Below are 22,970 nucleotides of genomic sequence, written 5' to 3' on the forward strand. Positions count from 1 at the left end.
GTGAGTGACGCGGGGGTGCCCGAGCCGGTCGAGCGCCGGCTGCAGCGGCTCTGGGCAGACGCGGCCGAGCGGGGCGGGCCGATGCCGGGGGAGACCGCGCTCGCGTCATCGCTCGAGATCAGCCGGCCGGCGGTGCGCGAGGCGCTGGTGCGGCTCGAGGAGCGCGGCTTCATCCACCGCCGCAAGGGCGCCGACACCACGGTGAACAGCTCGCTGCTCGCCATCTCGGCCCGCTTCGAGCAACGCCTCGACAGCGCCGACCTGATCGCCGCGATGGGCCGCACCCCGTCGGTGGAGGTGGTCTCCGCGGAGGTCGGCGAGGTGAGCCTCGACGAGGCCGACGCGTACGACGTCTCGCCGCGTCAGGGCGTGCTGCGCACGACCAAGGTGTGGTCCGCCGACGGTGAGCCGGTGCTGGTGGCGCGCGACGTCGTACCGGTTCTCACGGGGGTGGACCCGGCCGAGGTGGATCCCGCGACGCCGATGCCCGAGCTCGCCCGGGCCCTGGCGGGGCAGCAGGTCGGCTGGGAGCTGGTCTGGCCCGGCGCCGACGGCCTGTCGGCTGAGGACGCCGGGCTGACCGGCCGGCCCGAGGGCGAGCCGGCGATGACCCTGGACGCGACGGGGATCAGCCGCACCGGCACGGTCTGCTACTGGACCCGCGAGGTCCACCTACGGGGTGCGTTCCGGTACGCGCTGGTCCGCCGCGCCGACTGGTAGTCCGCTACCGCACCAGGCGGGTCGTCGACTCCGACTCGGCGACCACCCGGCCGCGCCGTACCACCCAGCGGGGGCGGGCATGCTCGGTGAGCACGTCGCGCAGCCGCCCGTCGGCATGCACGCACAGGTTCGCCGGGTTGCCCTGCGCGATCGCGTGGTCCGCGACGCCGAGCACGGCGGCCGCCCGGGTCGTGATCAGCTCGAGCAGCAGTCGCTGGTCGGCGGCGGTGAGGAAGCGCAGCGTGTGCGCCGCCAGGAAGGCGACCTCCAGCATGCTGTGCCGGCCGAACGGGTAGTACGCGTCCTCGATGTCGTCCTGGCCCAGCGCCACTGCGATGCCGTCGTCGAGGAACTCCCGCACCGGCAGGTGCAGCGGCCCGGTGTGCGGGTCGGACACGAAGCCCAGGCCGGCCGCATGCGCGAGGTCCATCAGCCGCTGCACGGTCGGCTGCGGGTAGGTCGCCAGCGCCCGCGCATGGCAGGCGACGCCGCGTCCCCGCAGGTCGTGCGCGAGCATCGCCTCGGCCAGCATCCCGGTGGTCCGCAGCCCCGGGTCGCCCGCGTCGTCGACCAGCATCGCCACCCGCCTGCCCTGCTCCGCCGCCAGCCGGCAGGCCCACGCGACGTGCGCCCGCGCGTCGGCGTCGGTCATCTCGATCCACGGGATCCCGCCCACCACGTCGGCCCCGAGCCGCAGCGCCTCCTCGCACAGCTCGGCCGCCCCCGGGTCACGCAGCAGCCCGTCCTGCGGGAACGCCACCACCTGGATGTCGAGCAGGTCCCGGTACTCCTCCCGCACCGCCAGCACCGCCTCCATCCCCACCAGCCGCGCCGTCGTGTCCACGTCGACGAAGGCCTGGATGTGCAGCACCCCGTGCGCGACCGCGGCGTCCAGCGCCCGGCGGATGTTGGGCTCGAGCCAGGCCCGGTCGTACTGCCGCTTCACCCCGCTCGCCTCGCGCACGATCGAGCGCAGCGCGGCGCCCATGTTGCCGGAGGTGTACGCCGCCAGCGCCCCGTCGCCCGCCCGGTCGAGCGTGTGCACCTTCTCCAGGTGCATGTGCCCGTTGACGAAGGACTCGGTCACCAGGCCGCCGTCGGCGTCGATGGTGCGCGTCGCCGCTGCATCGACCGGCGGCCGCGGCCCGATATGGGCGTAGCGACCGTCGCGGATCCCCAGCGTGACCGGCGATCCGTCGGCCAGGCGGGCGTCGGTGACCAGCAGGTCGAAGGGCGCGCTCACGCCGCCGCCTCGAACGCGATCGACTCCTGGACGGTGAGTCCACGCCGCAGCGTGTTGCCCACCGGGCAGGTCTCGATGCGCGGCGCGTCGATGACGACGGTGTGCTCGTCGCCGACCACGGCGAGCGAGGCGAAGTCGGCCAGGTTGCGCACGACGACGTCGCGGTTGGCCGACTCATGGGTCGTTGCGGTCACGGGTCCTCCCCGGGGTCGATGATCTGTCAGACAGGACGGTCCTCACCTGTCAGACATGTGTCAAGAGTCCTGGGGATCCCGACGGGCCGGCTGGTCAGGTGTCGACGAGCCGGTCCGGGTGTCCGGGTCAGGAGTTGCCGTCGACCGCGACGACGCCCGCCCGGTGTCGCTGCGCCAGCTCCGCGTAGTAGACCGCATTGGTCTCCACCCAGAAGTGCGCACCCGTCCCCTCGATCGGCCGCTTCGTCTCGGCCGGCGCGCCGGCCGCGAGCACGCCCTCGGGGATCGTGGTGCCTGGCGTGACGACCGCGCCGGCGGCGACGAGGGAGCCCGCGCCGATGGAGGCGTGGTCGAGGACGGTGCTGGCGTTGCCGAGCAGCGACTTCTCGCCCATCGTGTCGCCGTGGAAGACGCAGGCGTGGGCCACGGTGGCGTTCGGGCCGATGTCGACGACGACGTCGGGGGCGCCGTGGACGACGGAGTTGTCCTGGATGTTCGAGCCCTCGCGCACGATGATCGTGCAGATGTCGGCGCGGAGCACGGCGCCGTACCAGACGCTGGCGCCCTTCTCGATGCGGACGTCGCCGATCAGGGTCGCGGTCGGCGCCACGAACGCCTCGGGGTGGATCTGGGGCCGTCGGCCCTCGAACTCGTAGAGGAACACGGCCCCACCGTAGGGGTCAGGTTCCGGCGGCGCGCAGCCGGTGCTCGGCGGCGCGCCACGGCTTGACCCAGGTCATGTCCTCGGGCCGCAGCGGCTCGCCGCAGGCGCTGCAGGTCTCGGCCCGGGTGGTCTCCTGGCCGCAGGTCTCGTGGCGCAGGCCCATGGGGGCGCCGCCCTCGGGCAGCCGGGTGTGCTTCTCGCCCCACAGGGCGAGCTGCTGGAGGAGGGGGAGCAGGTCGGCGGCGGCCTCGGTGGCGACGTAGCGCTGGCGGGTGCGGCCGTCGCGGACGTAGTCGACGGTGTCGAGCAGCCCGGCCTCGCGCATCGCCCGCAGGCGCCGGCTGAGGACCGCCTCGGAGATGCCGAGGTTGTCGCGCAGCTGGTCGAAGCGGCCGCTGCCGTGGAGCACGTCGCGCACGATCAGCAGCAGCCACGGGTCCCCGAGTACGTCGAGCGAGCGGCGGACCGGGCAGAAGTCGGTCGACCAGTCGGAGCGCAGTGCCATGCGTGCTAGCGTACCGCTCTAACTTCCTTCAAGAAAGTCAGACATGACCGCGACCCCCACCCGACCCGCCACCCGGCGCGGCCTCCATCCCGCCTGGGTCGTGGCCGCGGTCGCCTTCCTCGCGCTGATCGGCGCGGCCGGGTTCCGCGCGGCGCCCGGCGCGCTGATGGTGCCGCTGCACGACGAGTTCGGCTGGTCGACGAGCGTGATGTCGCTCGCGGTGAGCATCAACCTGGTGCTGTTCGGGCTGACCGCACCCTTCGCGGCGGCGCTGATGGACCGCTTCGGCGTACGACGCGTGGTCGCCGCCGCCCTCTGCCTGGTCGCCCTCGGCGCGGGCGGCAGCGTGCTGATGACGGCGTCCTGGCAGCTGCTCGTGTGCTGGGGCGTGCTCATCGGCCTCGGCACCGGCTCGATGGCGCTGGTCTTCGCCGCCACCATCGCGAACCGCTGGTTCGAGCAGCGTCGCGGCCTGGTGATGGGCATCCTGACCGCCGGGTCGGCGACCGGACAGCTGGTGTTCCTGCCGATCGTCGCCGCGCTCGCCGACGGCGCCGGCTGGCGGCCGGCGTCCCTGGTCATCGCCGGGGCGGCGCTGGCCGTGGTACCCGTGGTGTGGCTGGTCGTCCGCGACCATCCGCAGGACCGTGGGGTGGCGCCCTACGGCGCCGCGCCGGACTGGGAGCCCCCGGCCCGCGCGGAGGGCGGCGCCACCCGGCGCGCGATCGAGGGCCTGACCTATGCCGCCCGGCACCGCGCCTTCTGGGCGCTCGCCGGCGCCTTCGCGATCTGCGGCGCGACCACCAACGGCCTGATCGGGATCCACTTCATCCCGTCCGCCCACGACCACGGCATGTCCGCGACCACCGCCGCCGGGCTGCTCGCCGTGGTCGGGGTCTTCGACATCGTCGGCACCATCGCGTCCGGTTGGCTCACCGACCGGTTCGACCCGCGCGCGCTGCTCGTCGCCTACTACCTGTTCCGCGGCCTCGGCCTGCTCCTGCTGCCGAGCCTGCTCGCGGACGCCGTGCATCCGAGCATGGTGCTGTTCATCGTGATCTACGGCCTGGACTGGGTCGCCACCGTCCCGCCCACGGCAGCACTGTGTCGCGAGGCCTTCGGCGAGCGCGGCACCATCGTGTTCGGCTGGGTGTTCGCCGCCCACCAGCTCGGCGCGGCGGTCGCGGCCCTGGGCGCCGGCGTCATCCGGGACCAGCTCGGCGCCTACACGTGGGCCTGGTGGGGTGGTGCTGCGCTGTGCGCGGGCGCGGCCGTGCTGTCGATGCTTCCCGGCAGCCGGCTGTCGGGAGACGACAATCCGGGCGGCCCGAGTTGTCCTCGTCCTCCAGCCGCCGCGACCGACCGGGCGACGACCATGGAGGCATGACCACTTCCGAGCTTCGTCCCCAGCGCGTCGCCGTCCTCGGCGCCGGCATGGTCGGCCTGTCGACGGCCTGGTTCCTGCAGGACGCCGGCGTCGACGTGACGGTCCTCGACCGCGACACGGTCGCCGCCGGATCGAGCTGGGGCAACGCCGGCTGGCTGACCCCCAGCATCGCGGTTCCGCTCCCCGAGCCGTCCGTGCTGAAGTACGGCATCGGCGCGGTGCTCAACCCCCGCTCGCCGGTCTACGTGCCGCCGACGGCCGACCCGCGACTGATCCGCTTCCTGCTCCAGTTCGCCCGCAACTGCACGCCCCGGCGCTGGCAGCAGGCGATGCAGGCGCTGATCCCGCTCAACAACGGCGCGCTCGCCGCCTTCGACGAGCTGGAGGCCGGCGGCGTCAGCGCGCGCACCCGCCCGGCCGAGCCGTTCACCGCGGCCTTCCGGAGCGTCGAGGACAGCCACGCCCTGCTGGAGGAGTTCGAGCACATCCGGGCGTGCGGCCAGTCGGTCGAGTTCGACGTCGTCGACGGAGACCGGGCCCGCAGCGACGAGCCGGCCCTGTCCGAGGAGATCACCATCGCGATCCGGATCCGGGCCGAGCGGTTCCTCGACCCGTCGTTGTACGTCGAGGCGCTGGCCGCGTCGGTGCGGGAGCGCGGCGGCCGGATCCTCGAGGCAACCGAGATCAGCGACGTCCGGTCCGGGGGTCACGGTGTGGACCTGGCCGGCGAGCGGTACGACGCCGTGGTCGTGGCGACCGGAGCGTGGCTCGGCCGGCTGGGCCGGCAGGTCGGCGTACGGCGGATCGTCCAGGCCGGTCGGGGCTACTCGTTCACCGTCAAGGTGGACGACCTGCCCCAGGGGCCGGTCTACTTCCCGAAGCAGCGGGTGGCCTGCACGCCTGCCGGTGACCGGCTGCGGATCGCGGGGATGATGGAGTTCCGGCCCGCCGACGCGCCGTTGGACCCGCGTCGGATCGCGGCCCTCGTGGCGGAGGCGCGCACTCTGCTGAAGGGCGCGCACGTCGACGAGCGCGAGCACGAGTGGGTGGGCGCCCGGCCCTGCACCGCCGACGGCCTGCCGTTGGTCGGTGCCAGCGCCGACCCGCGGGTGTTCGTCGCGGGCGGACACGGGATGTGGGGCATCACCCTCGGTCCCGTCACCGGCAAGCTGCTGGCCGAGCGGATCGTGACCGGTCGGCTCCCGCGGCCACTGGCCGGCGTCGACCCGTTGCGCTAGCGGCCGCGGGCGCGCAGGCCCGCGATCTCCAGCCGGACCGCGAGTCGCGCCGCGGGGTCGTCGAGGTCGACCGGCCACAGCGTGGCCAGCTGGCGACAGCGGTACCGGATCGTGTTCGGGTGGACGCCGAGGCTGCGGGCGGCTCGCTGGGGCTCGCCCCAGTAGTCGATCACGGCCTCGAGGGTGTCGAGCCACATGCCGCCCGCCTCGCCGGTGGCCGCGAGCAGGCTCGCGAGCGGGGAGACCATCGGCCGCTCTCCTTGGCCGCCGACGGCGCGGGCGAGGACCACCTCGGCCCAGGCGGAGGCCAGGTCGACGACCGGCTCGGTGCGGTCGGCGACGATCGTGTCGAGCTCCACCGCCTCCGCGCGCGACCGGCTCAGGTCGGGTACCCGGGTCGCCGGGCTGCCGAGCGCCAGGCGCATCCCCGGCGGCGCGCCTTCGGTGGCACCGAGGAGGCCCGTCAGCCACGTCGTGCTGCCCGGAGCGGTGCCCTCGGCCTGGAGCACCAGATGGAGGTCGCCGTCCAGGTCGGCGATGAGCGGCTGGCGCCAGCCGTGGCGCCGGCACAGGGCGAGCCAGACCTCGTAGCGGGAGGACGGGGGCAGCTCGCCCGGACCGGTCAGGGCCGCGACGTGCCACGGCCCGTCGGGGAGCCACGCGGGGCGGTCGGTGGTGGCCCCGCGCAGGAGGCTGCGCACCTGGTCGATCTGGACCTGGCGGTGCAGCTCGGCGCGGGAGCGCAGGCGCAGGAGGTAGAGCGCCACCACCTCGGTCGCGGCGGCGAGCTCGCGTCGGTGCGCGGAGCCCACCGGGGCGTCGACGACCGCCCAGATCGAGCCCAGCCACTCGCCGCCTGCCCGCACCGGTACGACGAAGCGCGCCTTGACCCCGTCGGCCCCCGCGGGCACGAAGAACGGCTCGTCGGAGTTCGTCAGGCGCCGGAAGACCCCCAGGGAGCGGAAGTGGTCGCGGACCTCGCTCGGCACCCGGCGTCCGACGATGGTGGACATCCGGGCGCTGTCGACGTCGATCTGCCCGCTCGAGTAGGCCAGGACGCGCGAGGTGGCGTCCTCGATGGTGACGGGCGCGGAGAGCAGGGCGCTGATCTTGTCGGCCATCTCGAACAGGTCGCCGTAGACATGGTCGACGGACCCGGCGTCGGCGGTCGGCGAGGCCGCGAAGGCCCGCTGCAGGATGGACAGGGTGGCGCTCCAGCTCGCCGCGTCGTCGAGCGCGAGCAGGGGCAGCAACCGCTCGGCGCAGTGCTGCCGGACGTCGATCCGGTCGGCCCACCTGCGCCGCAGCAGCACCCCGGCCGCCTCGTGGACCGCGTCGATCAGGCCGAGTACGGCCGCGGAGTTCTCGGCGCCGACGATCGCGACCAGGTCACCGCGGTCGACGTGGACCGGGCCGGGCGCCTCGACGATCTCGACTCCCAGGAGCGGCCGGGGATCGCCGGCCTGGACGAGCTCGAGGACGGCCGGCGTCACGATCTCCGCCAGGCTCGCCGCAGTCATCACGGTCTCACTCTGTCATGGGCACGACGGCCCGCATTGTCGTGAGCGGACAAAGCGGAGGGAGAGGGCGGAGGGGAGAGGGCGGAAGGAGAGGGCGGAGGGAGAGGAGCGCCGGCTCCCCGTCCTCTCCGCTCGCCGACCCGGCGCAAAAGTGACACTTTTGCGCCGGGTCGGCGTCGATCTAACGAGCAGTTTGCGCCGGGTCAGTCCTTGATCTCGCAGACGACCTCGCCGTTGCCGATCGTGGCGCCGACCTCGGCCGACAGGCCGGTGATGGTGCCGGCCTTGTGAGCCTTGAGGGGCTGCTCCATCTTCATCGCCTCGAGCACGACGACCACGTCGCCCTCCTCGACGGCCTGGCCGTCCTCGACGGCGACCTTGACGATGGTGCCCTGCATCGGCGAGGTGACCGAGTCGCCCGACGCCGCGGCGCCGGCCTTCTTGCCGCCCGCGCGCTTCGGCTTCTTCGCGCCGCCCGCGCCAGCACCGACGGAGAGACCGCCGAGACCCGCGGGGAGGACGACCTCGATCCGCTTGCCGCCGACCTCGACGACGACCTTCTGCTTCTCACTGGGCTCGTCAGCCTCACCGGCGGCGCCGCCGTACGGCGTGATCTGGTTGTCGAAGTCCGTCTCGATCCAGGTGGTGTAGACGTCGAAGGAGCCCTCGCCCGACGGGTTGGAGGCGCCGACCCAGGCGGGGTCGTCGACGATCACCTCGTGGAAGGTGATCGCGGTCGGCATGCCGTCGACCTCGAACTCCGACAGCGCCCGGCGGGAGCGCTCGATCGCCTGGGTGCGTGTCGACCCGGTGATGATCAGCTTGGCGATCAGCGAGTCGAAGGCGCCGGGGACGGTCTCGCCGACCTCGTAGCCGCCGTCGACACGGACGCCGGGGCCCTGCGGCGGGTTCCAGGCGGTGAGCGTGCCGGGGGCCGGCATGAAGTTGTTGCCGCCGTCCTCCGCGTTGATCCGGTACTCGATCGAGTGGCCGCGGATCTCCGGGTCGCCGTAGCCGAGCTCCTCGCCCGCGGCGATGCGGAACATCTCGCGGACCAGGTCGATGCCGGTGACCTCCTCGGACACGCAGTGCTCCACCTGGAGGCGGGTGTTGACCTCGAGGAAGGAGATGGTGCCGTCGGCGGCCACGAGGAACTCGCAGGTGCCGGCGCCGACGTAGTTCGCCTCGCGCAGGATCGCCTTCGACGACTCGTAGAGGCGGGTGTTCTGCTCCTCGGTGAGGAACGGCGCGGGCGCCTCCTCGACCAGCTTCTGGTGGCGGCGCTGCAGCGAGCAGTCGCGGGTCGAGACCACCACGACGTTGCCGTGGGAGTCGGCCAGGCACTGGGTCTCGACGTGGCGCGGCTTGTCGAGGAACTTCTCGACCAGGCACTCGCCGCGACCGAAGGCGGAGATGGCCTCACGGGTGGCGGACTCGTAGAGCTCCGGGATCTCCTCGAGAGTACGGGCGACCTTGAGGCCGCGACCGCCACCGCCGAAGACCGCCTTGATGGCGACCGGGAGGCCGTGCTCCTTCGCGAAGGCGGTGATCTCGTCGGCGTCCTCGACCGGGTCCTTGAGGCCGGGGGCCAGCGGGGCGCCGGCGGCCAGCGCGATCTGCTTGGCCTTGGCCTTGTCGCCCAGGCCGTCGATCGCCTCGGGGGAGGGGCCGATCCAGATCAGGCCGGCGTCGAGCACGGCCTGTGCGAACGCGGCGTTCTCGGCGAGGAAGCCGTAGCCCGGATGCACCGAGTCGGCGCCCGACTGCAACGCGGTCTCGATGATCTTCGCGATGTCGAGGTAGGTGTCCGCGGGAGTCGCGCCGCCCAGGGAGTAGGCCTCGTCGGCCAGGCGCACGAACAGCGCGTTCGCGTCGGGCTCGGCGTACACCGCGACCGACCCGATCCCGGCGTCCTTGGCGGCACGGATGACCCGCACCGCGATCTCGCCGCGGTTGGCGATCAGGACCTTCTTCAACGACATGGTGTGGCCTTCCAGTTCAGCGGGGCAGGGCGCTGGCGCGCCACGCGCCGCGTCCGGGGTTCGGGTGGGAGCTGGCGGTACGACGCAGGCGGCGGGCCGGGTTGGTCCACTCCGAGCGTGGTGCCTCGGGTGCCGCCGCGCCACCACTCATCGCGGAGAGGACGGCCACGATCGCGGCGACCTCCTCCGGCGTGGTGCCGGGGGTGACGACGGAAAGGAGGGGCGGTACGACGTCGCTCGTCGTGCCGGTCTGCTCCTCGGTCATGCCGGTGCTCCCTGTCGTTCGTTCGGTTTCGGTTGGTCTGTGGGGCGCCGACCCGGCGCAAGCCGTCCTCCTCCGCTTCGCTCCCCCGGGCCGTTTGCGCCGGGTCGGCTAGAGCGGGATGTTCCCGTGCTTCTTGGGCGGCAGCACCTCGCGCTTGTTGCGCAGCAGGCGCAGCGCCTTGACCACCTCGGCGCGGGTGTCCGCGGGCCTGATGACGCCGTCGATGTAGCCGCGCTCGGCCGCGATGTAGGGGTTGGCGAGCGTGGTCTCGTACTCGTCGATCAGCTCGGCGCGCTTGGCCTCGACGTCGCCGCCCGCGGCCTCGAGCTCGGCAAGAGTCCGCCGGTGGACGATGTTGGCCGCGCCCTGGGCGCCCATCACGGCGATCTGGCCGGTCGGCCACGACAGGTTGATGTCGGCGCCGAGGTGCTTGGACCCCATCACGTCGTACGCGCCACCGTAGGCCTTGCGGGTGATGATGGTGACCAGCGGGACGGTGGCCTCGGCGTAGGCGTAGATCAGCTTGGCGCCGCGGCGGATGATGCCGAGGTGCTCCTGGTCGACGCCGGGAAGGAAGCCGGGGACGTCGACGAAGGTCAGCACCGGGATGTTGAAGGCGTCGCAGAACCGGACGAACCGGGCGGCCTTCTCGGAGGCGTCGATGTCGAGCGTGCCGGCGAACTGCATCGGCTGGTTGGCCACGACGCCGACCGAGCGGCCCTCGATCCGGCCGTAGCCGACGATGATGTTGGGCGCGAACAGCGGCTGCACCTCGAGGAAGTCGCCGTCGTCGACGATCGTCGTGATGACGTCGTGCATGTCGTAGGGCTGGTTCGGCGAGTCCGGGATCAGCGTGTCGAGCGCGAGGTCCTCAGGCGTCGGCTCGAGATCCGCCGTGTCGTCGTACGACGGCGCCTCGTCGAGGTTGTTCTGCGGCAGGAAGGCCAGCAGCGCCTTGACGTACTCGAAGGCGTCCTCCTCGTCGTGCGCCATGTAGTGCGCGTTGCCGGACTTGGTGTTGTGGGCCCGGGCGCCGCCGAGCTCCTCCATCGAGACGTCCTCGCCGGTGACGGTCTTGATGACGTCGGGGCCGGTGATGAACATGGCCGAGGTCTGGTCGACCATGATCGTGAAGTCGGTGACCGCGGGGGAGTAGACGTGGCCGCCGGCGCAGTTGCCCATGATCATCGAGATCTGCGGGATCACGCCGGAGGCGTGGACGTTGCGCTTGAAGATCTCGCCGTACAGGCCGAGCGAGACGACGCCCTCCTGGATGCGGGCGCCGGCGCCCTCGTTGATGCCGATGATGGGGCAGCCGGACTTGATCGCCAGGTCCATGACCTTGGTGATCTTCTCGCCGTAGACCTCGCCGAGCGAGCCGCCGAAGACGGTGAAGTCCTGGGAGAACACGCACACCTGGCGGCCGTCGACCGTGCCGTAGCCGGTGATCACGCCGTCGCCGTAGGGGCGGGTCTTCTCGAGTCCGAAGGCCGTGGAGCGGTGCCGGGCGAACTCGTCGAGCTCGACGAAGCTGCCCTCGTCGAAGAGCAGCTCGATGCGCTCGCGGGCGGTCTTGCGTCCCTTGGCGTGCTGCTTCTCCTGCGCCTTGGCGGCGGGAGCATGCACGGCCTCGTCGGTGCGGCGGTCGAGGTCCGCCAGCTTGCCCGCCGTCGTGTGCAGGTCGATCTCGGTCATGAAACTGAGTATCATCCATTGACACTGGAGTTCACAAGGGGGGTGGGGTGTGACGCAATCGCACGAGGGCGACCTGCGCAGCCCGGTCGCCAAGGGACCGGCCGCCGCGATCGTCGACGCCGCCTTCCGGCTGTTCGCCGAGCGCGGGTACGACGCCACCAGCGTCGACGACATCGCCGCCGCCGCCGGGGTGAGTCGCAGCTCCTTCTTCCGGCTGTTCGGGTCGAAGGAGATGGTGATCTTCCCCGAGCACGACGCGATCCTCGCCGCGGTCGAGGAGCGGCTGGCCGCCTCCACCGAGAAGAGCGCGATCCTCGCCGTCTCCGACGCCGTCCGCGTGGTCCTCTTCCACTACATCGCCGAGGGCCCGCTCGCCCGCCGCCGCTACCAGCTCACCTCCACCGTCCCGGCCCTGCGTGAGCGCGAGCTGATCAGCGGGTCGCGCTACCAGCAGCTGTTCCGTCAGTACATCAGCGCCTGGGGCGACGGCTCCGAGGAGTCCGAGCGCCGCGGCGAGCTGATGGCCGCCGCCGTCGTCGCCGCCCACAACCGGGTGCTGCGCCGCTGGCTGCGCGAGGAGTGCGAGGACCCGCACGTCGAGATCGACGAGGCGATGGCGCAGGTCAACGCGCTGTTCGCACCGGCCTCCGCCGTGCCTGCGGGCCCCGGCGCGATCGTCGTGGTCCGCACCGACCAGGACCTCGCTGCGCTCGCCGAGCAGCTGCGGTCGCTGTGACCCCCGCTCAGTCCCAGCTCCAGCGGATGCCCAGGGTCCCGGGGCCGAACCCGGTGACGGTGCGGCTCACGCTGGTGCCGAAGGTCTCGAGCTCGACGACCTCCTCGCGTCCCTCGACGATCGTGTAGTACTCGCAGCGCGTCGGCATGTCGTCCGGGTCGAAGCGGATCCACAGGCTGATCGAGCGCATCCTGCGCACGGCCCAGTAGAAGTAGCTGTTGTCGTCGGGGTCGGGTGTGCGGTAGACGACCTCCTGCTCCAGCAGCGTGGTCTCGCCCGGGCCCAGCGGACGGTCCAGGAGCATCTCGCCGACCACGATGCCGCGCTCCTCGTCGTGGATGATGTCGCCCAGCCGGAAGCCGCCGAGCGAGGTCACCCCGGGGGTCAGCGCGCCGGGACGCACCCGCAGGATGAAGGCCCGCCGGTCGGCGTTGACCCGGACCGACTCCACGACGACGATGTAGGTCATCCGGACCGGCGAGCGGTCCGGTCCGATCTCGTACTTCAGCGTCACCTCCTGGTCGACCAGCCGGTCGGAGGGCGAGCGGAAGTCGAGCTCGTCGAGGAGCACCTGGATCCGGTCGGCGTCGTCGCTCAGGTCGGAGAGCAGGTCGGCCGCGACCCGGCGGCGCCGGCCCTCGATCAGCATCTCCAGGGCGCCCGGATCCAGGCCCAGGACCTCCTCGACCTGGGTGAGCGCGTGCAGCGAGCGCTCCTGCTCGGGCTCGCGCTGGCCGGAGCGCCAGTAGCTCAGGGTCGCCAGACTGACGCCGGCACCGCGTGCGCTCAGCACGCGGTGCAGCGCACTCAAGCTCATCGTCCGGTCCGCGAGTGCCTGGTCGAAGGCCAAAGAGAACGGGCCCCTCCGCATGAGTGGACCCTAGCCAACAACCAGTCGCGCCGCCGCGAGGTCCGAGGACCGGCCCGGAGGAGGGATCAGGACGCGCGGGGGACCCTCGAGTGGATCTCCACCCGCTTGATCCGCAGCATCATCGTCGCCGACGGTACGACGTGCCCGTGGACGTAGCTCGACAGCCGGGACGCGGACGTGCCGACCCGTGCGGCGAAGGCACGCTGGCTCAGGCCGCTCATCGCCACGATCCGGCGCACCTCGGTGGCGACCGCGGTCCGCTCGCGGTCCGCCTCGCGCTGCCGGCACACCTCGCGGAATTCCTCGACGGCCCGCCGGGCTCGCGGGTCGGCCGTCCGGGTGATCGCGTCGATGGCGTGGTCCGCCTCGTGGCACCAGGGGCTGCGGACCAGCCGGGCCAGTACCGGCTGCCAGCCGTGGGGGTCGACGGCGACGCCGGGGGAGTCGGTCTCGACCGCGGCGAGGAGCAGCCAGCCGGCCGGGTGGCTCGCCTCGGCGAGCTCGATGAGGTCGGCCAGCGCGGCGGCGGCCGCGATCGTCGCCGGCCAGTCGCGCACCCCGCCGGTCGTCGTACCCCACTCCTGCTGGACCTGGCCGACGTACCCCTCGCCGAGGGCGCTCTGCAGCTCCCGCAGCGTCCGCACCGCGCCGGCGTCGGGGTGCGTCAGCAGCCGGTTCAGGTTGGCCAGGATCTCGTGGTGCCGACTCCCGGCCGCTGTGTGCGTGACCGACATGGCGGGTCCCCTCTCTGTGTCGTCCGCTGCGTGGAGGACGGTAGGCAGGAGGGCTTCACGCGCCACGGCGCGAAGTGTGAAGGGAGGAGGCCGGGTCGGCGTGGACTGGTCACCGGTCACCGGGCAGACTCGGTGCGTGACCACGATCAGCGCGCCGCCGAGCGAGGAGTCCGCCGAGGACCCTGCGGCGTTCGAGCGCTCGCTCGGGCCGTTCCTGCTCACCTACAAGTTCGGCCTCGACGAGATCCTCACCAAGATCAACATCCTGCGCGAGGAGCTGGCCTTCCGCGGGACCGGCAACCCGATCGAGCACGTCAGCTCGCGGCTGAAGTCGGTCGAGAGCCTGCGGGCCAAGGCGCTGCGGATCGGCTGCCCGCTCGACGTCGAGGCCGTCGCCGAGCAGGTCACCGACATCGCCGGCGTGCGGATCGTGTGCAGCTTCATCGCCGACGCCTACCAGGTGCTCGACATGCTGACCACGCAGCCCGACGTCACGGTGCGCACCATCAAGGACTACGTCGCCCATCCGAAGGCCAACGGCTATCGGAGCCTGCACGCGATCGTCGAGATCCCCGTCTTCCTCTCCGACGCCACCCGGACGGTGCCGGTCGAGCTGCAGATCCGCACGGCCGCGATGGACTTCTGGGCCAGCGTGGAGCACAAGATCTACTACAAGTACGACAAGGACGTCCCCGGCGAGCTCGTCGAGGAGCTCTCCGCGGCGGCCCGTGTCGCCCACGAGCTCGACACCCGGATGGCCGAGCTGCACCGGATCGTGCACGGGTGAGTCACGAGCTCGTCCTCATCTCGGCCGCGGGCCTGACGATCAGCATCGCGGCGGCGGTGTTCGCGCGTCGTACCGGGGTGGCGGCGCCGCTCCTCCTGGTCGCGTTCGGCATCGCGGCCGGCCTGCTCCCCGGTACGCCGGACCTCGCGATCGACCCCGAGCTGATCCTTGCCGGCGTGCTGCCGCCGCTGCTCTACGCCTCGGCCGTCCAGCTGCCCGTGATCGACCTGCGCCGCAACCTGTCGCTGATCACCTGGCTCTCGGTCGCGATGGTGATCGTCTCGGCGGTGGTCGTCGGCCTGCTCGTCCACCTGGTGTTCCCCGCGATCCCGCTCGGGCTCGGCATCGCGCTGGGCGCCGTGGTCAGCCCGACGGACGCCGTCGCGGCGACGGCGGTCGGCCGGCGGGTCGGCCTGCCGCCGCGGCTGATGACGGTGCTCGAGGGCGAGAGCCTGGTCAACGACGCGTCCGCCCTGGTCGTGCTTCGTACGGCGATCGGCGCGGTCGGCACCGGCTCGGCGTTCAGCCTCGGCGGCACCGTCGGCGACTTCGCCTGGGCGGTGGTCGGCGCCGGGCTGGTCGGCTGGGCGGTGGCGTGGGTGACCGCCCTGGTGCGCCAGCGGCTCGACGACCCGGTGCTCAACACCACGATCTCGTTCATCACGCCGTTCCTCGCCTACGTGCCGGCCGAGGAGATCCATGCGTCCGGCGTACTGGCCGTCGTCGTCGCCGGCCTGGTCACCGGCGCGATGGGGGCGCGGCGGTTCAGCGCCCGTGACCGGCAGACCCAGACCACGACCTGGGCGACGATCAACTTCATCCTCGAGAGCGGCGTCTTCCTCGCGCTCGGCTACCAGCTGCCCGTCCTGGTCGACGACGCCCGCGCGGAGACCAGCGCCGGCCAGGTCGTCGGCATGGTCAGCCTGGTCCTCGTCACGCTCGTGGTGCTCCGCGCCGCCGGCCTGGCCTGGCCGGCCCTCGTCGGCCGGTTCGGCTCGCGCGAGCGCAAGGCACGGGTCCGCGAACGGCTCGACCTGATCGAGCAGAGGGTCGAGAGCTGGGAGCCGAAGGACGACCGCGAGGAGACCCGCCTGCACTGGGCCCGGCGCCGCATCGACCGCGCCAGCGCCGACATCGCGTTCGAGGAGCGTGAGCCGATCACCGCGCGCGGTCACCTGGTCCTGGCCTGGGCCGGGATGCGGGGGGTCGTCACGCTCGCGGCCGCGCAGACCATCCCCACCGAGACCGCGCACCGCGACACCGTGGTCCTCGTCGCCTGCCTGGTCGCGATGGTCTCGCTGGCCCTGTTCGGCCTCACCCTGCCCGCCCTCATCCGCCGGATGAGCTTCCCGAGCACCGGCCCCGCCAAGCGGCGCAACGACGTGCTCACCTTGATGCGCCAGATCGGCGAGGACGCCACCGACGCCCTCGGCCCCCTCGACGCGCAGACCATCGACGGCGAGCCGCTCGACCCGGCGGTGGTGACCGCGCTCAAGGACCGCTTCTTGCCGATGCTGCTGACCGGCGTACGACGCGGGGTCGACGCGAAGCCCGGCCAGCGCGAGCAGGCCTTCATCATCCAGCGTCGCTACCTCGACGCGCTGCGCGACGGCCTGCTCCGAGAGCGCTCGGTCGGCGCGTTCAGCACCGAGACCTACAAGCAGGTCGAGGCGATCTTGGACCAGGAGGAGCAACGGCTGGGCGCGGTGGGCTGAGTCTTCGGCGGTGGCGAGTAGAACGGGTTCTAAGGTGATCCCGAGGCTAGGCTCAATGCCGTCAACTTAAGGACGGGGCGGGTCGGTCAAGGACCGAGTGCGGCGTGTCGGCGTGGGGTGCAACGGAGCCCGGGTTAGAGATGCAACGACCAAGAAGCTTCTCCTTCCCCGGGAGCTCCGTTGCCTGTTCATCATGTCATCCCCAACATCAGTTCCCGCGTCAGTTCCCACGCCGCTGGACGTGAGGAGCGCTCGCGAAGCGTGTACGCACCGGGTCATCTGGGCGAGTTGACCCAGATCGTGTCGTTCGAGATGGTCGACGCGGTCCTTGCCCAGACCCGCAGGGTCCAGCAACGCACCCGTGACCTTCCCTCCCGGGTCGTGGTCTACCTCCTCCTTGCCGGTGCACTGTTCGCCGAGTGCGGCTACCGGCAGGTATGGGCCCGGCTGGTCACGGGTCTGGATCCGGCGCTCGGGCCCCTCGCCAGGCCGTCCGCCGCGGCGCTGGCCGCAGCACGCCGCCGTGTCGGCCCGGCACCGTTGCGAGAGTTGTTCGCTCTGCTGACGACGTCGGCCGCGGCCCCTGGCACGAAGGGCACGTGGTGGCGCGGGCGGCTGGTGTGCGCGATCGACGGCACCATGATGTGCTGCCCCGACACCGAAGCGAACCTGAGGGTGCACCGCAAGGGCCGGGGCTATCACGGCGGCACCGGATACCCGATGATCCGGCTGCTCGCGTTGGTCGCGTGCGGCACCCGGACCCTGCTGGCCGCGACGTTCGGCCCGACCAGCCGTGGCGAGACCCGGTTCGCACTCGACCTGCTCGGTGCGATGGGCCCGGGGATGATCGTGCTGGGCGACCGCAACTTCGCGGCCGGCGACCTCATCACCCAGATCGCCGCAACCGGTGCCGACGTGCTCATGAGAGCCAAGAACGGCCGTGGTGCTCGCAAGCTCCCAGTGTGCCACCGTCTGGGCGACGGGTCCTACCTGTCGCGGATCGGTCCGGTCCAAGTCCGCGTGATCGATGCAACGATCACGATCACCACTCCCGCAGGCCAGCGCGAGGCGTCCTACCGGCTGATCACCACCGTCATCGATCAGTCCTGCAGGGCCGAGGAGATCGTGCGGCTCTACCACCAGCGGTGGGAGATCGAGACCACCTACTGCGAACTCAAGTCCACCATCCTGGGCGGGCGAGTGCTCCGCGCCCGCACCCCGACCGGTATCGAGCAAGAGGTCTACGCACTGTTGGTGGCCTACCAGGCCATCAGGATCGCGATCGCTGACACCGCGATCGCCCGCCCCGAGCTCGACCCTGACCGGGCCAGCTTCACCGTGGCGTTCAACGCCGCACGTGACCAGATCATCAAAGCGGCCGGGATCATCGCCGGCGCTGTCACCGACATCGTCGGCGCCATCGGACGCCAGATCCTGGCCGACCTTCTGCCCCAACGCCGAGCCCGTACCGCCCCACGGGTGGTGAAACGAGCGATCTCAAACTACGCCCCACACACCGCCAGCGGACGGCTCCGCGGCCCCAGCCACCACACCGACACCAGAATCAACATCCTCACCGGCGCGCCACCGTGACAACCACCATGTCGGCTTAAGTTGACGGCATTGAGGCTAGGCTCGCGTCGCCGCTCGCGCCAACAGCTCCGCGAGATGCACCGGCTCCGCGTCGGGCGCCAGCTCGTCGAGCTGGGTGCGGCACGAGAAGCCGTCGGCCAGCACCACTCGTGTCGTGTCGCCCGAGGACGACCGCACCGCCGGCAGCAGGTTCGCCTCGGCGACCGCGACGGAGACCTCGTAGTGGCCCTGCTCGACGCCGAAGTTGCCGGCCATGCCGCAGCAGCCCGGCACCGCCTCGACCGTCGCCCCCGCGCGCTCCAGCAGCGCCTGGTCGGTGGACCAGCCCATCACCGCGTGGTGGTGGCAGTGCGGCTGCGCGACGACGCGCACCCCGGCGAGTGAGGGCGGCGTCCAGCCGGGGGTGCGGGCGAGCAGCTCGGCGAGCGTCGTGGTCGCGCCGGCGACCGCGGCCGCGTCCGGGCCCGGCACCAGCTCGCGCAGCTCGTGGCGCAGCACCGCGGTGCAGGACGGCTCCAGCCCGACGATCGGTACGCCGGCCCGCGCGTCCGCCTTCAGCGCGTCGACCATCCCCCCGAGCCGGCGCGCGGCGCCGTCGAGCTGGCCGGTGCTGATCCAGGGCAGCCCGCAGCACTCCTGCTGCCGGGTGATCCGCGGGTCGTACCCCGCGTCGCGCAGCACCGCGACCGCGGCCTCGGCGACCCGCGGCGCGAAGTGGTTGGTGAACGAGTCGACGAACAGCACGACCGGCGTCCCCGTCCCGACCGCACCCTTGAAGGTGCGCCGGAAGGTGCGCCGCGCGAACGCCGGCATCCGGCGCCGGGTGTCCACGCCCGCCGCCTTCAAGGCGACCTTGCGCAGCGGCGTGACGTCCATCGACCGGTTCGCGAAGCGCGGCATCGCCGAGCCGAGCTTGGCCCACCGCGGCAGCCAGCCGACGGAGTAGTGGGAGCGCGGGCGCAGCTTGCGCTTGTAGGTCTGGTGCAGCACCTCGGCCTTGTACGACGCCATGTCGGTGCCGGTCGGGCAGTCCGACGCGCAGCCCTTGCAGGACAGGCACAGGTCGAGCGCCTCATGCACCTCGGGCGAGCTCCAGGTCGTCGTACTCGACCCGTTGACGATCTCCTGCAGCAGCCGCGCGCGGCCGCGGGTGGAGTGGATCTCCTCCTTGGTCGCCTGGTACGACGGGCACATCACGCCGCCCGCGCCGCTGTTGTCGGCGCGGCACTTGCCCACGCCGGTGCAGCGGTGCACGGCCTGGCCGAAGTCGCCGCCGTCGGAGGAATAGGCCAGCGCGAGGCCCTTGGTCAGTCGGGCGGTCGAGGTGTAGCGCAGCTCGGCCGTGCTGGACGCCGGCTCGACCAGGATCCCCGGGTTGAGCATCCGGGTCGGGTCGAAGACGTCCTTGACGGCGGCCATCAGCGACAGCGCGGCGGGGGAGTACATCCGCGGCAGCAGGTCGCTGCGCGCGCGCCCGTCGCCGTGCTCGCCGGACAGCGAGCCGCCCAGCGAGGTCACCAGGTCGGCGGCGCCCTCGAGGAAGGCGCGGAACCGGTCCGCCCCGTCGGGCCGGTCGAACGGGAAGTCCATCCGCACGTGCAGGCAGCCCTCGCCGAAGTGCCCGAACGGCATCGCGCTCAGCTCGTGCTCGGTGAGCAGCTCCTCGAACGCGGTCAGGTAGGTGCCGAGCCTCTCGGGGGGAACCGCGGAGTCCTCCCAGCCCGCCCACGCCGGCCGGCCCGACGGCGCCCGCCCCGCGAGACCCGCGCCGTCGGCCCGGATCTTCCAGAGCCGGTCGGCCGTCCTCGGGTCGTCGATGACCTGCGCGGAGACGCCGAGGCCGGCCGCGGCGAGCAGGTCCGCGCGCCGTCGTACGTCATCGGGGTCGGTGCCGGACAGCTCGACGAACATCCACGCGTCGCCGGCGGGCAGCGGCGGCACCGCGTTCTCGCCGCGCCGCTCGCGGATCACGTCGACGATGCGCCGGTCCAGGCCCTCGCAGGCGGACGGCTCGAACGAGAGCACCTCGGGCGTCGCGAAGCCGGCGGTCGGGAAGTCGGGGAAGCCCAGCACCACCATGACGGCGGCCTTCGGCGCCCGGACCAGCCGCACCGTCGCCTCGGTGAGCACGGCCAGGGTGCCCTCGGAGCCGACCAGGGTGCGGGTCAAGTCGTTGCCGCGCTCGGGCGCGAGATGGTCGAGCGCGATGCCCGAGACGTGACGGCCGAAGGTGCCGAACTCGGTCCGCACGGTCGCGAGGTCGCCCGCCACGACGGCCCGCAGCCGGTCGAGCACGTCGCTCCCGTCCGCCGTCGCCACCGGGGAGCCGGAGTCGTCGTACCCCGTGCTGAGCGAGGAGCCGTCGGCGAGCAGCCCGCGCAGCCCGCGCACGTTGTGGGACGTCCGGCCGAACGCGAGCGAGCGCGCCCCGCACGCGTCGTTGCCGATCATCCCGCCGATCGTGCAGCGGGTGCTGGTCGAGGGGTCCGGCCCGAACCGCAGCCCGTACGGCGCCGCCGCCTGCTGCAGCACCGCCTGCACCACGCCCGGCTGCACCACCGCGGTCTCGGCCTCGGCGTCGACCGAGACCACCCGGTTGAGATGCCGGCTGAAGTCCACGATCACGCCCGGCCCGATCGCGTTGCCCGCGACCGACGTACCGGCTCCGCGCGCGGTGACCGTCAGCCCCTCCGCCCGCGCCGCCCCCAGCACCGCCGCGACCTCGTCGGCCGAGCGCGGGAACGCGACGGCCACGGGCGGGACGCGGTAGAGCGAGGCGTCGGAGGAGTACGCGCCCAGGACCGCGGCGTCGTCACTGACGTCGCCCGCTCCGTGGCGCTGGAGCTGTTGAGCGATGCCGGACACGGCTGCAATCTATCGGGCGGGCGAGCGACCCGAGACGGCACGGGCCGGGCTTGGACACCTCGACGCTACGGCCCGTTGACCACGGCCTTCGGGTTCGGCGCCTTGACCGGCGCCCCGGTGTCGTGGGCGACGAGATCCAGCTGGAGCGGCCCGTGGTCGTAGGTGCCGGTCAGCCGCATGATCAACGGCTTGGCGAAGCCGGGCTACGCTCCCTGGCAGATCGCGACCGTCACGACCACCCAGGGGGAGCCATGCGGCTCGGCATGATCATCGACTACTCCGGCGGCTTCGCCCAGACCGTGGAGCTGCTCCAGGAGTACGAGCGCAACGGCCTGGACCTGGTCGCGATGCCCGAGGCGTACTCCTTCGACGCGGTCAGCCAGCTCGGCTACATCGCCGCCAAGACCGAGCGTCTGGAGCTGATGTCCGCGATCTTCCAGATCTACACCCGCACCCCGTCGCTGACCGCGATGACCGCGGCGGGCCTGGACTTCGTGTCCGACGGCCGGTTCACGCTCGGCCTGGGTGCGAGCGGACCGCAGGTGATCGAGGGCTTCCACGGCGTGAGGTACGACGCCCCGCTGGGTCGCACCCGCGAGGTGATCGAGATCTGCCGGCAGGTCTGGAAGCGCGAGCCCGTCGAGCACCGCGGCAGGCACTACACAGTGCCGCTCACCAAGGACGACGGCGGCTCCGGCCTCGGCAAGCCGCTCAAGATCATCAACCACCCGGTCCGCAGCGAGATCCCGATCTCGGTCGCCGCGCTCGGCCCGAAGAACGTCGCGCTCGTCGCCGAGCTCGCCGACGGCTGGCAGCCGCTGTTCTTCCACCCCGGCAAGGTCGACCTGGCGTGGGGGGAGCCGTTGAAGGAGGGCTTCGCGAAGCGCGACGCATCGCTCGGGGAGCTCGACATCCAGCTCCAGATCGCCTACCACCTCGGCGAGCCCTCGCCCGAGGCGGTGCAGGCGATCCGCAACCAGCTGGCGCTGTACGTCGGCGGGATGGGCGCGCGCGACAAGAACTTCTACAACCAGCTGGCCTGCCGCTACGGCTACGAGGCCGAGGCGAAGGAGATCCAGGACCTGTACCTGTCCGGCCAGAAGGCGGAGGCCGCGGCCGCCGTGCCCGCTGACCTGGTCGAGGCCGTGACCTTGATGGGCGACGAGGACGCGATCCGCAGGCAGGTGGCCGAGTTCCACGCCGCCGGCGTGCGCACCTTCCTGCTGAGCCCGCTCGCCGCGACCGACGAGGAGAAGGTCGCGCAGGTGCGCCGGCTGTCCGAGATCGTCAAGGAGGCCACGGCATGACCTCGGAGGTCGAGGAGGTTGCGCAGCAACCGTCACCAGACCGGCGCTTCACGATCAGCCGCGACGGCGCGGTGGCCACGGTCGGCCTGGCCGGCCCGGGCGGCAAGGCGGTCATGGACGAGGCGTTCTTCGCCGAGCTGGCCGTGACCTTCGCCGAGCTCGACGCCGACGACGCCGTCCGCGCGGTGGTGCTCACCGGCGTGGGCGACCACTTCTCCTACGGCCTCGACCTGGCCGCGGCCGCCGGCACCTTCGCGCCGCTGCGCCAGGCCAGCCACGCCGGTGCGCGGCAGGAGCTGATGGCGCTGATCCGCCGTTGGCAGGCGGCTCTCGACACGGTCGCGAACCTGCGCAAGCCCACGGTGGCCGCGGTCACCGGCTGGTGCATCGGCGGTGGCGTCGACCTGGCGGTCGCCTGCGACGTCCGGGTCGCCTCGGCCGACGCCGTGTTCAGCGTGCGCGAGGCCAAGGTCGGCATCGTCGCCGACCTCGGCAGCCTGCAGCGCCTGGTCGGCGTCATCGGCGACGGCCACCTGCGCGAGCTCGCCCTCACCGGCGACGACGTCGACGCCGCCCGAGCGGCCGAGATCGGCCTGGTCAACCACGTCCACGGCTCGGCCGACGAGGCGCGTACGGCGGCCGCCGCCCTCGCCGCCCGGATGGCCGCCAACTCCCCGCTCGTCCTGCGCGGCATCAAGGACGTCCTCGACGCCGAGCGTGGCCCTCGTGTCGAGGCCGGACTGCGCTACACCGCGGTGTGGAACTCCGCCTTCCTGCTCAGCGACGACCTCGACGAGGCGATGCTGGCCTTCCTCGAGCGGCGCCCGCCCGCGTTCACCGGCCGCTGATCGGAGGTCGAGGAGGTCGCGCAGCGACCGTCACGAGACCCTGGCCGTGGGGCCGGAGCTGTCCAAGGACGGTCCGCGCGGCACCTGACCCGGTCTCGTGA

At 72.3% G+C, this 22,970-nt stretch carries 20 protein-coding genes; 9 read left to right on the forward strand and 11 right to left on the reverse strand.

What is annotated here, in order from left to right; translation table 11 throughout:
• Window positions 1-720, forward strand: coding sequence for a GntR family transcriptional regulator (locus ACUP6Y_RS02100; RefSeq protein ID WP_462553948.1), 720 nt, complete (start codon window positions 1-3; stop codon window positions 718-720).
• A 4-nt stretch (window positions 721-724) separates the two neighbouring features.
• Here the strand turns inward: ACUP6Y_RS02100 and ACUP6Y_RS02105 are convergent, their stop codons facing one another.
• The 4 genes from ACUP6Y_RS02105 to ACUP6Y_RS02120 form a co-directional block, all read right to left on the reverse strand.
• A complete protein-coding gene (locus ACUP6Y_RS02105) occupies window positions 725-1,963 on the reverse strand; it encodes an amidohydrolase family protein (RefSeq protein ID WP_462553949.1) in 1,239 nt (412 codons plus the stop codon).
• Window positions 1,960-2,157: a hypothetical protein gene (locus tag ACUP6Y_RS02110; RefSeq protein WP_462553950.1), complete on the reverse strand. Its 198-nt coding sequence runs from the start codon at window positions 2,155-2,157 to the stop codon at window positions 1,960-1,962. Before ACUP6Y_RS02110 ends, ACUP6Y_RS02105 begins: the two co-directional genes overlap by 4 nt.
• Window positions 2,158-2,284: 127 nt before the next feature.
• Window positions 2,285-2,821, reverse strand: a complete 537-nt coding sequence (locus ACUP6Y_RS02115; protein ID WP_462553951.1) for a gamma carbonic anhydrase family protein — start codon at window positions 2,819-2,821, stop codon at window positions 2,285-2,287.
• A gap of 16 nt (window positions 2,822-2,837) precedes the next feature.
• On the reverse strand, window positions 2,838-3,326 hold the full coding sequence (locus ACUP6Y_RS02120; RefSeq protein ID WP_462553952.1) for a winged helix-turn-helix transcriptional regulator: 489 nt from the start codon (window positions 3,324-3,326) through the stop codon (window positions 2,838-2,840).
• A 43-nt stretch (window positions 3,327-3,369) separates the two neighbouring features.
• On the opposite strand from ACUP6Y_RS02120, the gene ACUP6Y_RS02125 reads away from it, so the two are divergent.
• Together ACUP6Y_RS02125 and ACUP6Y_RS02130 are read left to right on the forward strand one after the other, a co-directional pair.
• On the forward strand, window positions 3,370-4,713 hold the full coding sequence (locus tag ACUP6Y_RS02125; RefSeq protein ID WP_462553953.1) for an MFS transporter: 1,344 nt from the start codon (window positions 3,370-3,372) through the stop codon (window positions 4,711-4,713).
• Entirely contained in the window at window positions 4,710-5,951 is a 1,242-nt protein-coding gene (locus ACUP6Y_RS02130; protein WP_462553954.1) for an NAD(P)/FAD-dependent oxidoreductase, read from the forward strand. The genes ACUP6Y_RS02125 and ACUP6Y_RS02130 overlap by 4 nt, the downstream gene beginning before the upstream one ends.
• Here ACUP6Y_RS02130 and ACUP6Y_RS02135 read toward each other — a convergent pair.
• The 4 genes from ACUP6Y_RS02135 to ACUP6Y_RS02150 all read right to left on the reverse strand — a co-directional run bounded on the left by ACUP6Y_RS02135 (window position 5,948) and on the right by ACUP6Y_RS02150 (window position 11,413).
• Complete coding sequence (locus ACUP6Y_RS02135) at window positions 5,948-7,471, reverse strand: PucR family transcriptional regulator (RefSeq protein ID WP_462553955.1); 1,524 nt, start codon at window positions 7,469-7,471, stop codon at window positions 5,948-5,950. The genes ACUP6Y_RS02130 and ACUP6Y_RS02135 overlap by 4 nt on opposite strands.
• Window positions 7,472-7,674: 203 nt before the next feature.
• A complete protein-coding gene (locus tag ACUP6Y_RS02140) occupies window positions 7,675-9,453 on the reverse strand; it encodes an acetyl/propionyl/methylcrotonyl-CoA carboxylase subunit alpha (RefSeq protein ID WP_462553956.1) in 1,779 nt (592 codons plus the stop codon).
• 16 nt (window positions 9,454-9,469) lie between these two features.
• Window positions 9,470-9,718, reverse strand: a complete 249-nt coding sequence (locus tag ACUP6Y_RS02145) for an acyl-CoA carboxylase subunit epsilon (protein ID WP_462553958.1) — start codon at window positions 9,716-9,718, stop codon at window positions 9,470-9,472.
• 108 nt (window positions 9,719-9,826) lie between these two features.
• Window positions 9,827-11,413 carry an acyl-CoA carboxylase subunit beta gene (locus ACUP6Y_RS02150; RefSeq protein WP_462553959.1) on the reverse strand — a complete coding sequence of 529 codons (1,587 nt, stop codon included), beginning with the start codon at window positions 11,411-11,413 and terminating at the stop codon, window positions 9,827-9,829.
• 49 nt (window positions 11,414-11,462) lie between these two features.
• Here ACUP6Y_RS02150 and ACUP6Y_RS02155 point away from each other — a divergent pair, with 49 nt between their 5' ends.
• Entirely contained in the window at window positions 11,463-12,149 is a 687-nt protein-coding gene (locus ACUP6Y_RS02155) for a TetR/AcrR family transcriptional regulator (RefSeq protein ID WP_462553960.1), read from the forward strand.
• 7 nt (window positions 12,150-12,156) lie between these two features.
• Here ACUP6Y_RS02155 and ACUP6Y_RS02160 read toward each other — a convergent pair whose 3' ends face one another.
• Entirely contained in the window at window positions 12,157-12,966 is an 810-nt protein-coding gene (locus tag ACUP6Y_RS02160) for a hypothetical protein (RefSeq protein WP_462553961.1), read from the reverse strand.
• A 119-nt stretch (window positions 12,967-13,085) separates the two neighbouring features.
• On the reverse strand, window positions 13,086-13,754 hold the full coding sequence (locus ACUP6Y_RS02165) for a helix-turn-helix domain-containing protein (RefSeq protein WP_462553962.1): 669 nt from the start codon (window positions 13,752-13,754) through the stop codon (window positions 13,086-13,088).
• Between the two features lie 136 nt (window positions 13,755-13,890).
• Between ACUP6Y_RS02165 and ACUP6Y_RS02170 the strand changes: the two genes are divergently transcribed.
• From ACUP6Y_RS02170 to ACUP6Y_RS02180, 3 genes are all read left to right on the forward strand, one after another.
• Complete coding sequence (locus ACUP6Y_RS02170; protein WP_462553963.1) at window positions 13,891-14,541, forward strand: GTP pyrophosphokinase; 651 nt, start codon at window positions 13,891-13,893, stop codon at window positions 14,539-14,541.
• Window positions 14,538-16,256: a cation:proton antiporter gene (locus ACUP6Y_RS02175; protein WP_462553964.1), complete on the forward strand. Its 1,719-nt coding sequence runs from the start codon at window positions 14,538-14,540 to the stop codon at window positions 16,254-16,256. Before ACUP6Y_RS02170 ends, ACUP6Y_RS02175 begins: the two co-directional genes overlap by 4 nt.
• Before the next feature lie 261 nt (window positions 16,257-16,517).
• Window positions 16,518-17,849: an IS4 family transposase gene (locus ACUP6Y_RS02180; protein WP_462553965.1), complete on the forward strand. Its 1,332-nt coding sequence runs from the start codon at window positions 16,518-16,520 to the stop codon at window positions 17,847-17,849.
• Between the two features lie 36 nt (window positions 17,850-17,885).
• Here the strand turns inward: ACUP6Y_RS02180 and ACUP6Y_RS02185 are convergent, their stop codons facing one another.
• Window positions 17,886-20,714: an FAD-binding and (Fe-S)-binding domain-containing protein gene (locus ACUP6Y_RS02185; RefSeq protein WP_462553966.1), complete on the reverse strand. Its 2,829-nt coding sequence runs from the start codon at window positions 20,712-20,714 to the stop codon at window positions 17,886-17,888.
• 251 nt (window positions 20,715-20,965) lie between these two features.
• Here ACUP6Y_RS02185 and ACUP6Y_RS02190 point away from each other — a divergent pair, with 251 nt between their 5' ends.
• Both ACUP6Y_RS02190 and ACUP6Y_RS02195 read left to right on the forward strand, forming a co-directional pair.
• Window positions 20,966-22,021: an LLM class F420-dependent oxidoreductase gene (locus ACUP6Y_RS02190; RefSeq protein ID WP_462553967.1), complete on the forward strand. Its 1,056-nt coding sequence runs from the start codon at window positions 20,966-20,968 to the stop codon at window positions 22,019-22,021.
• Entirely contained in the window at window positions 22,018-22,869 is an 852-nt protein-coding gene (locus tag ACUP6Y_RS02195; protein WP_462553969.1) for a crotonase/enoyl-CoA hydratase family protein, read from the forward strand. Before ACUP6Y_RS02190 ends, ACUP6Y_RS02195 begins: the two co-directional genes overlap by 4 nt.
• Window positions 22,870-22,970 lie beyond the last annotated feature (101 nt).

The organism is Nocardioides sp. S5-5 (genome assembly GCF_054954065.1).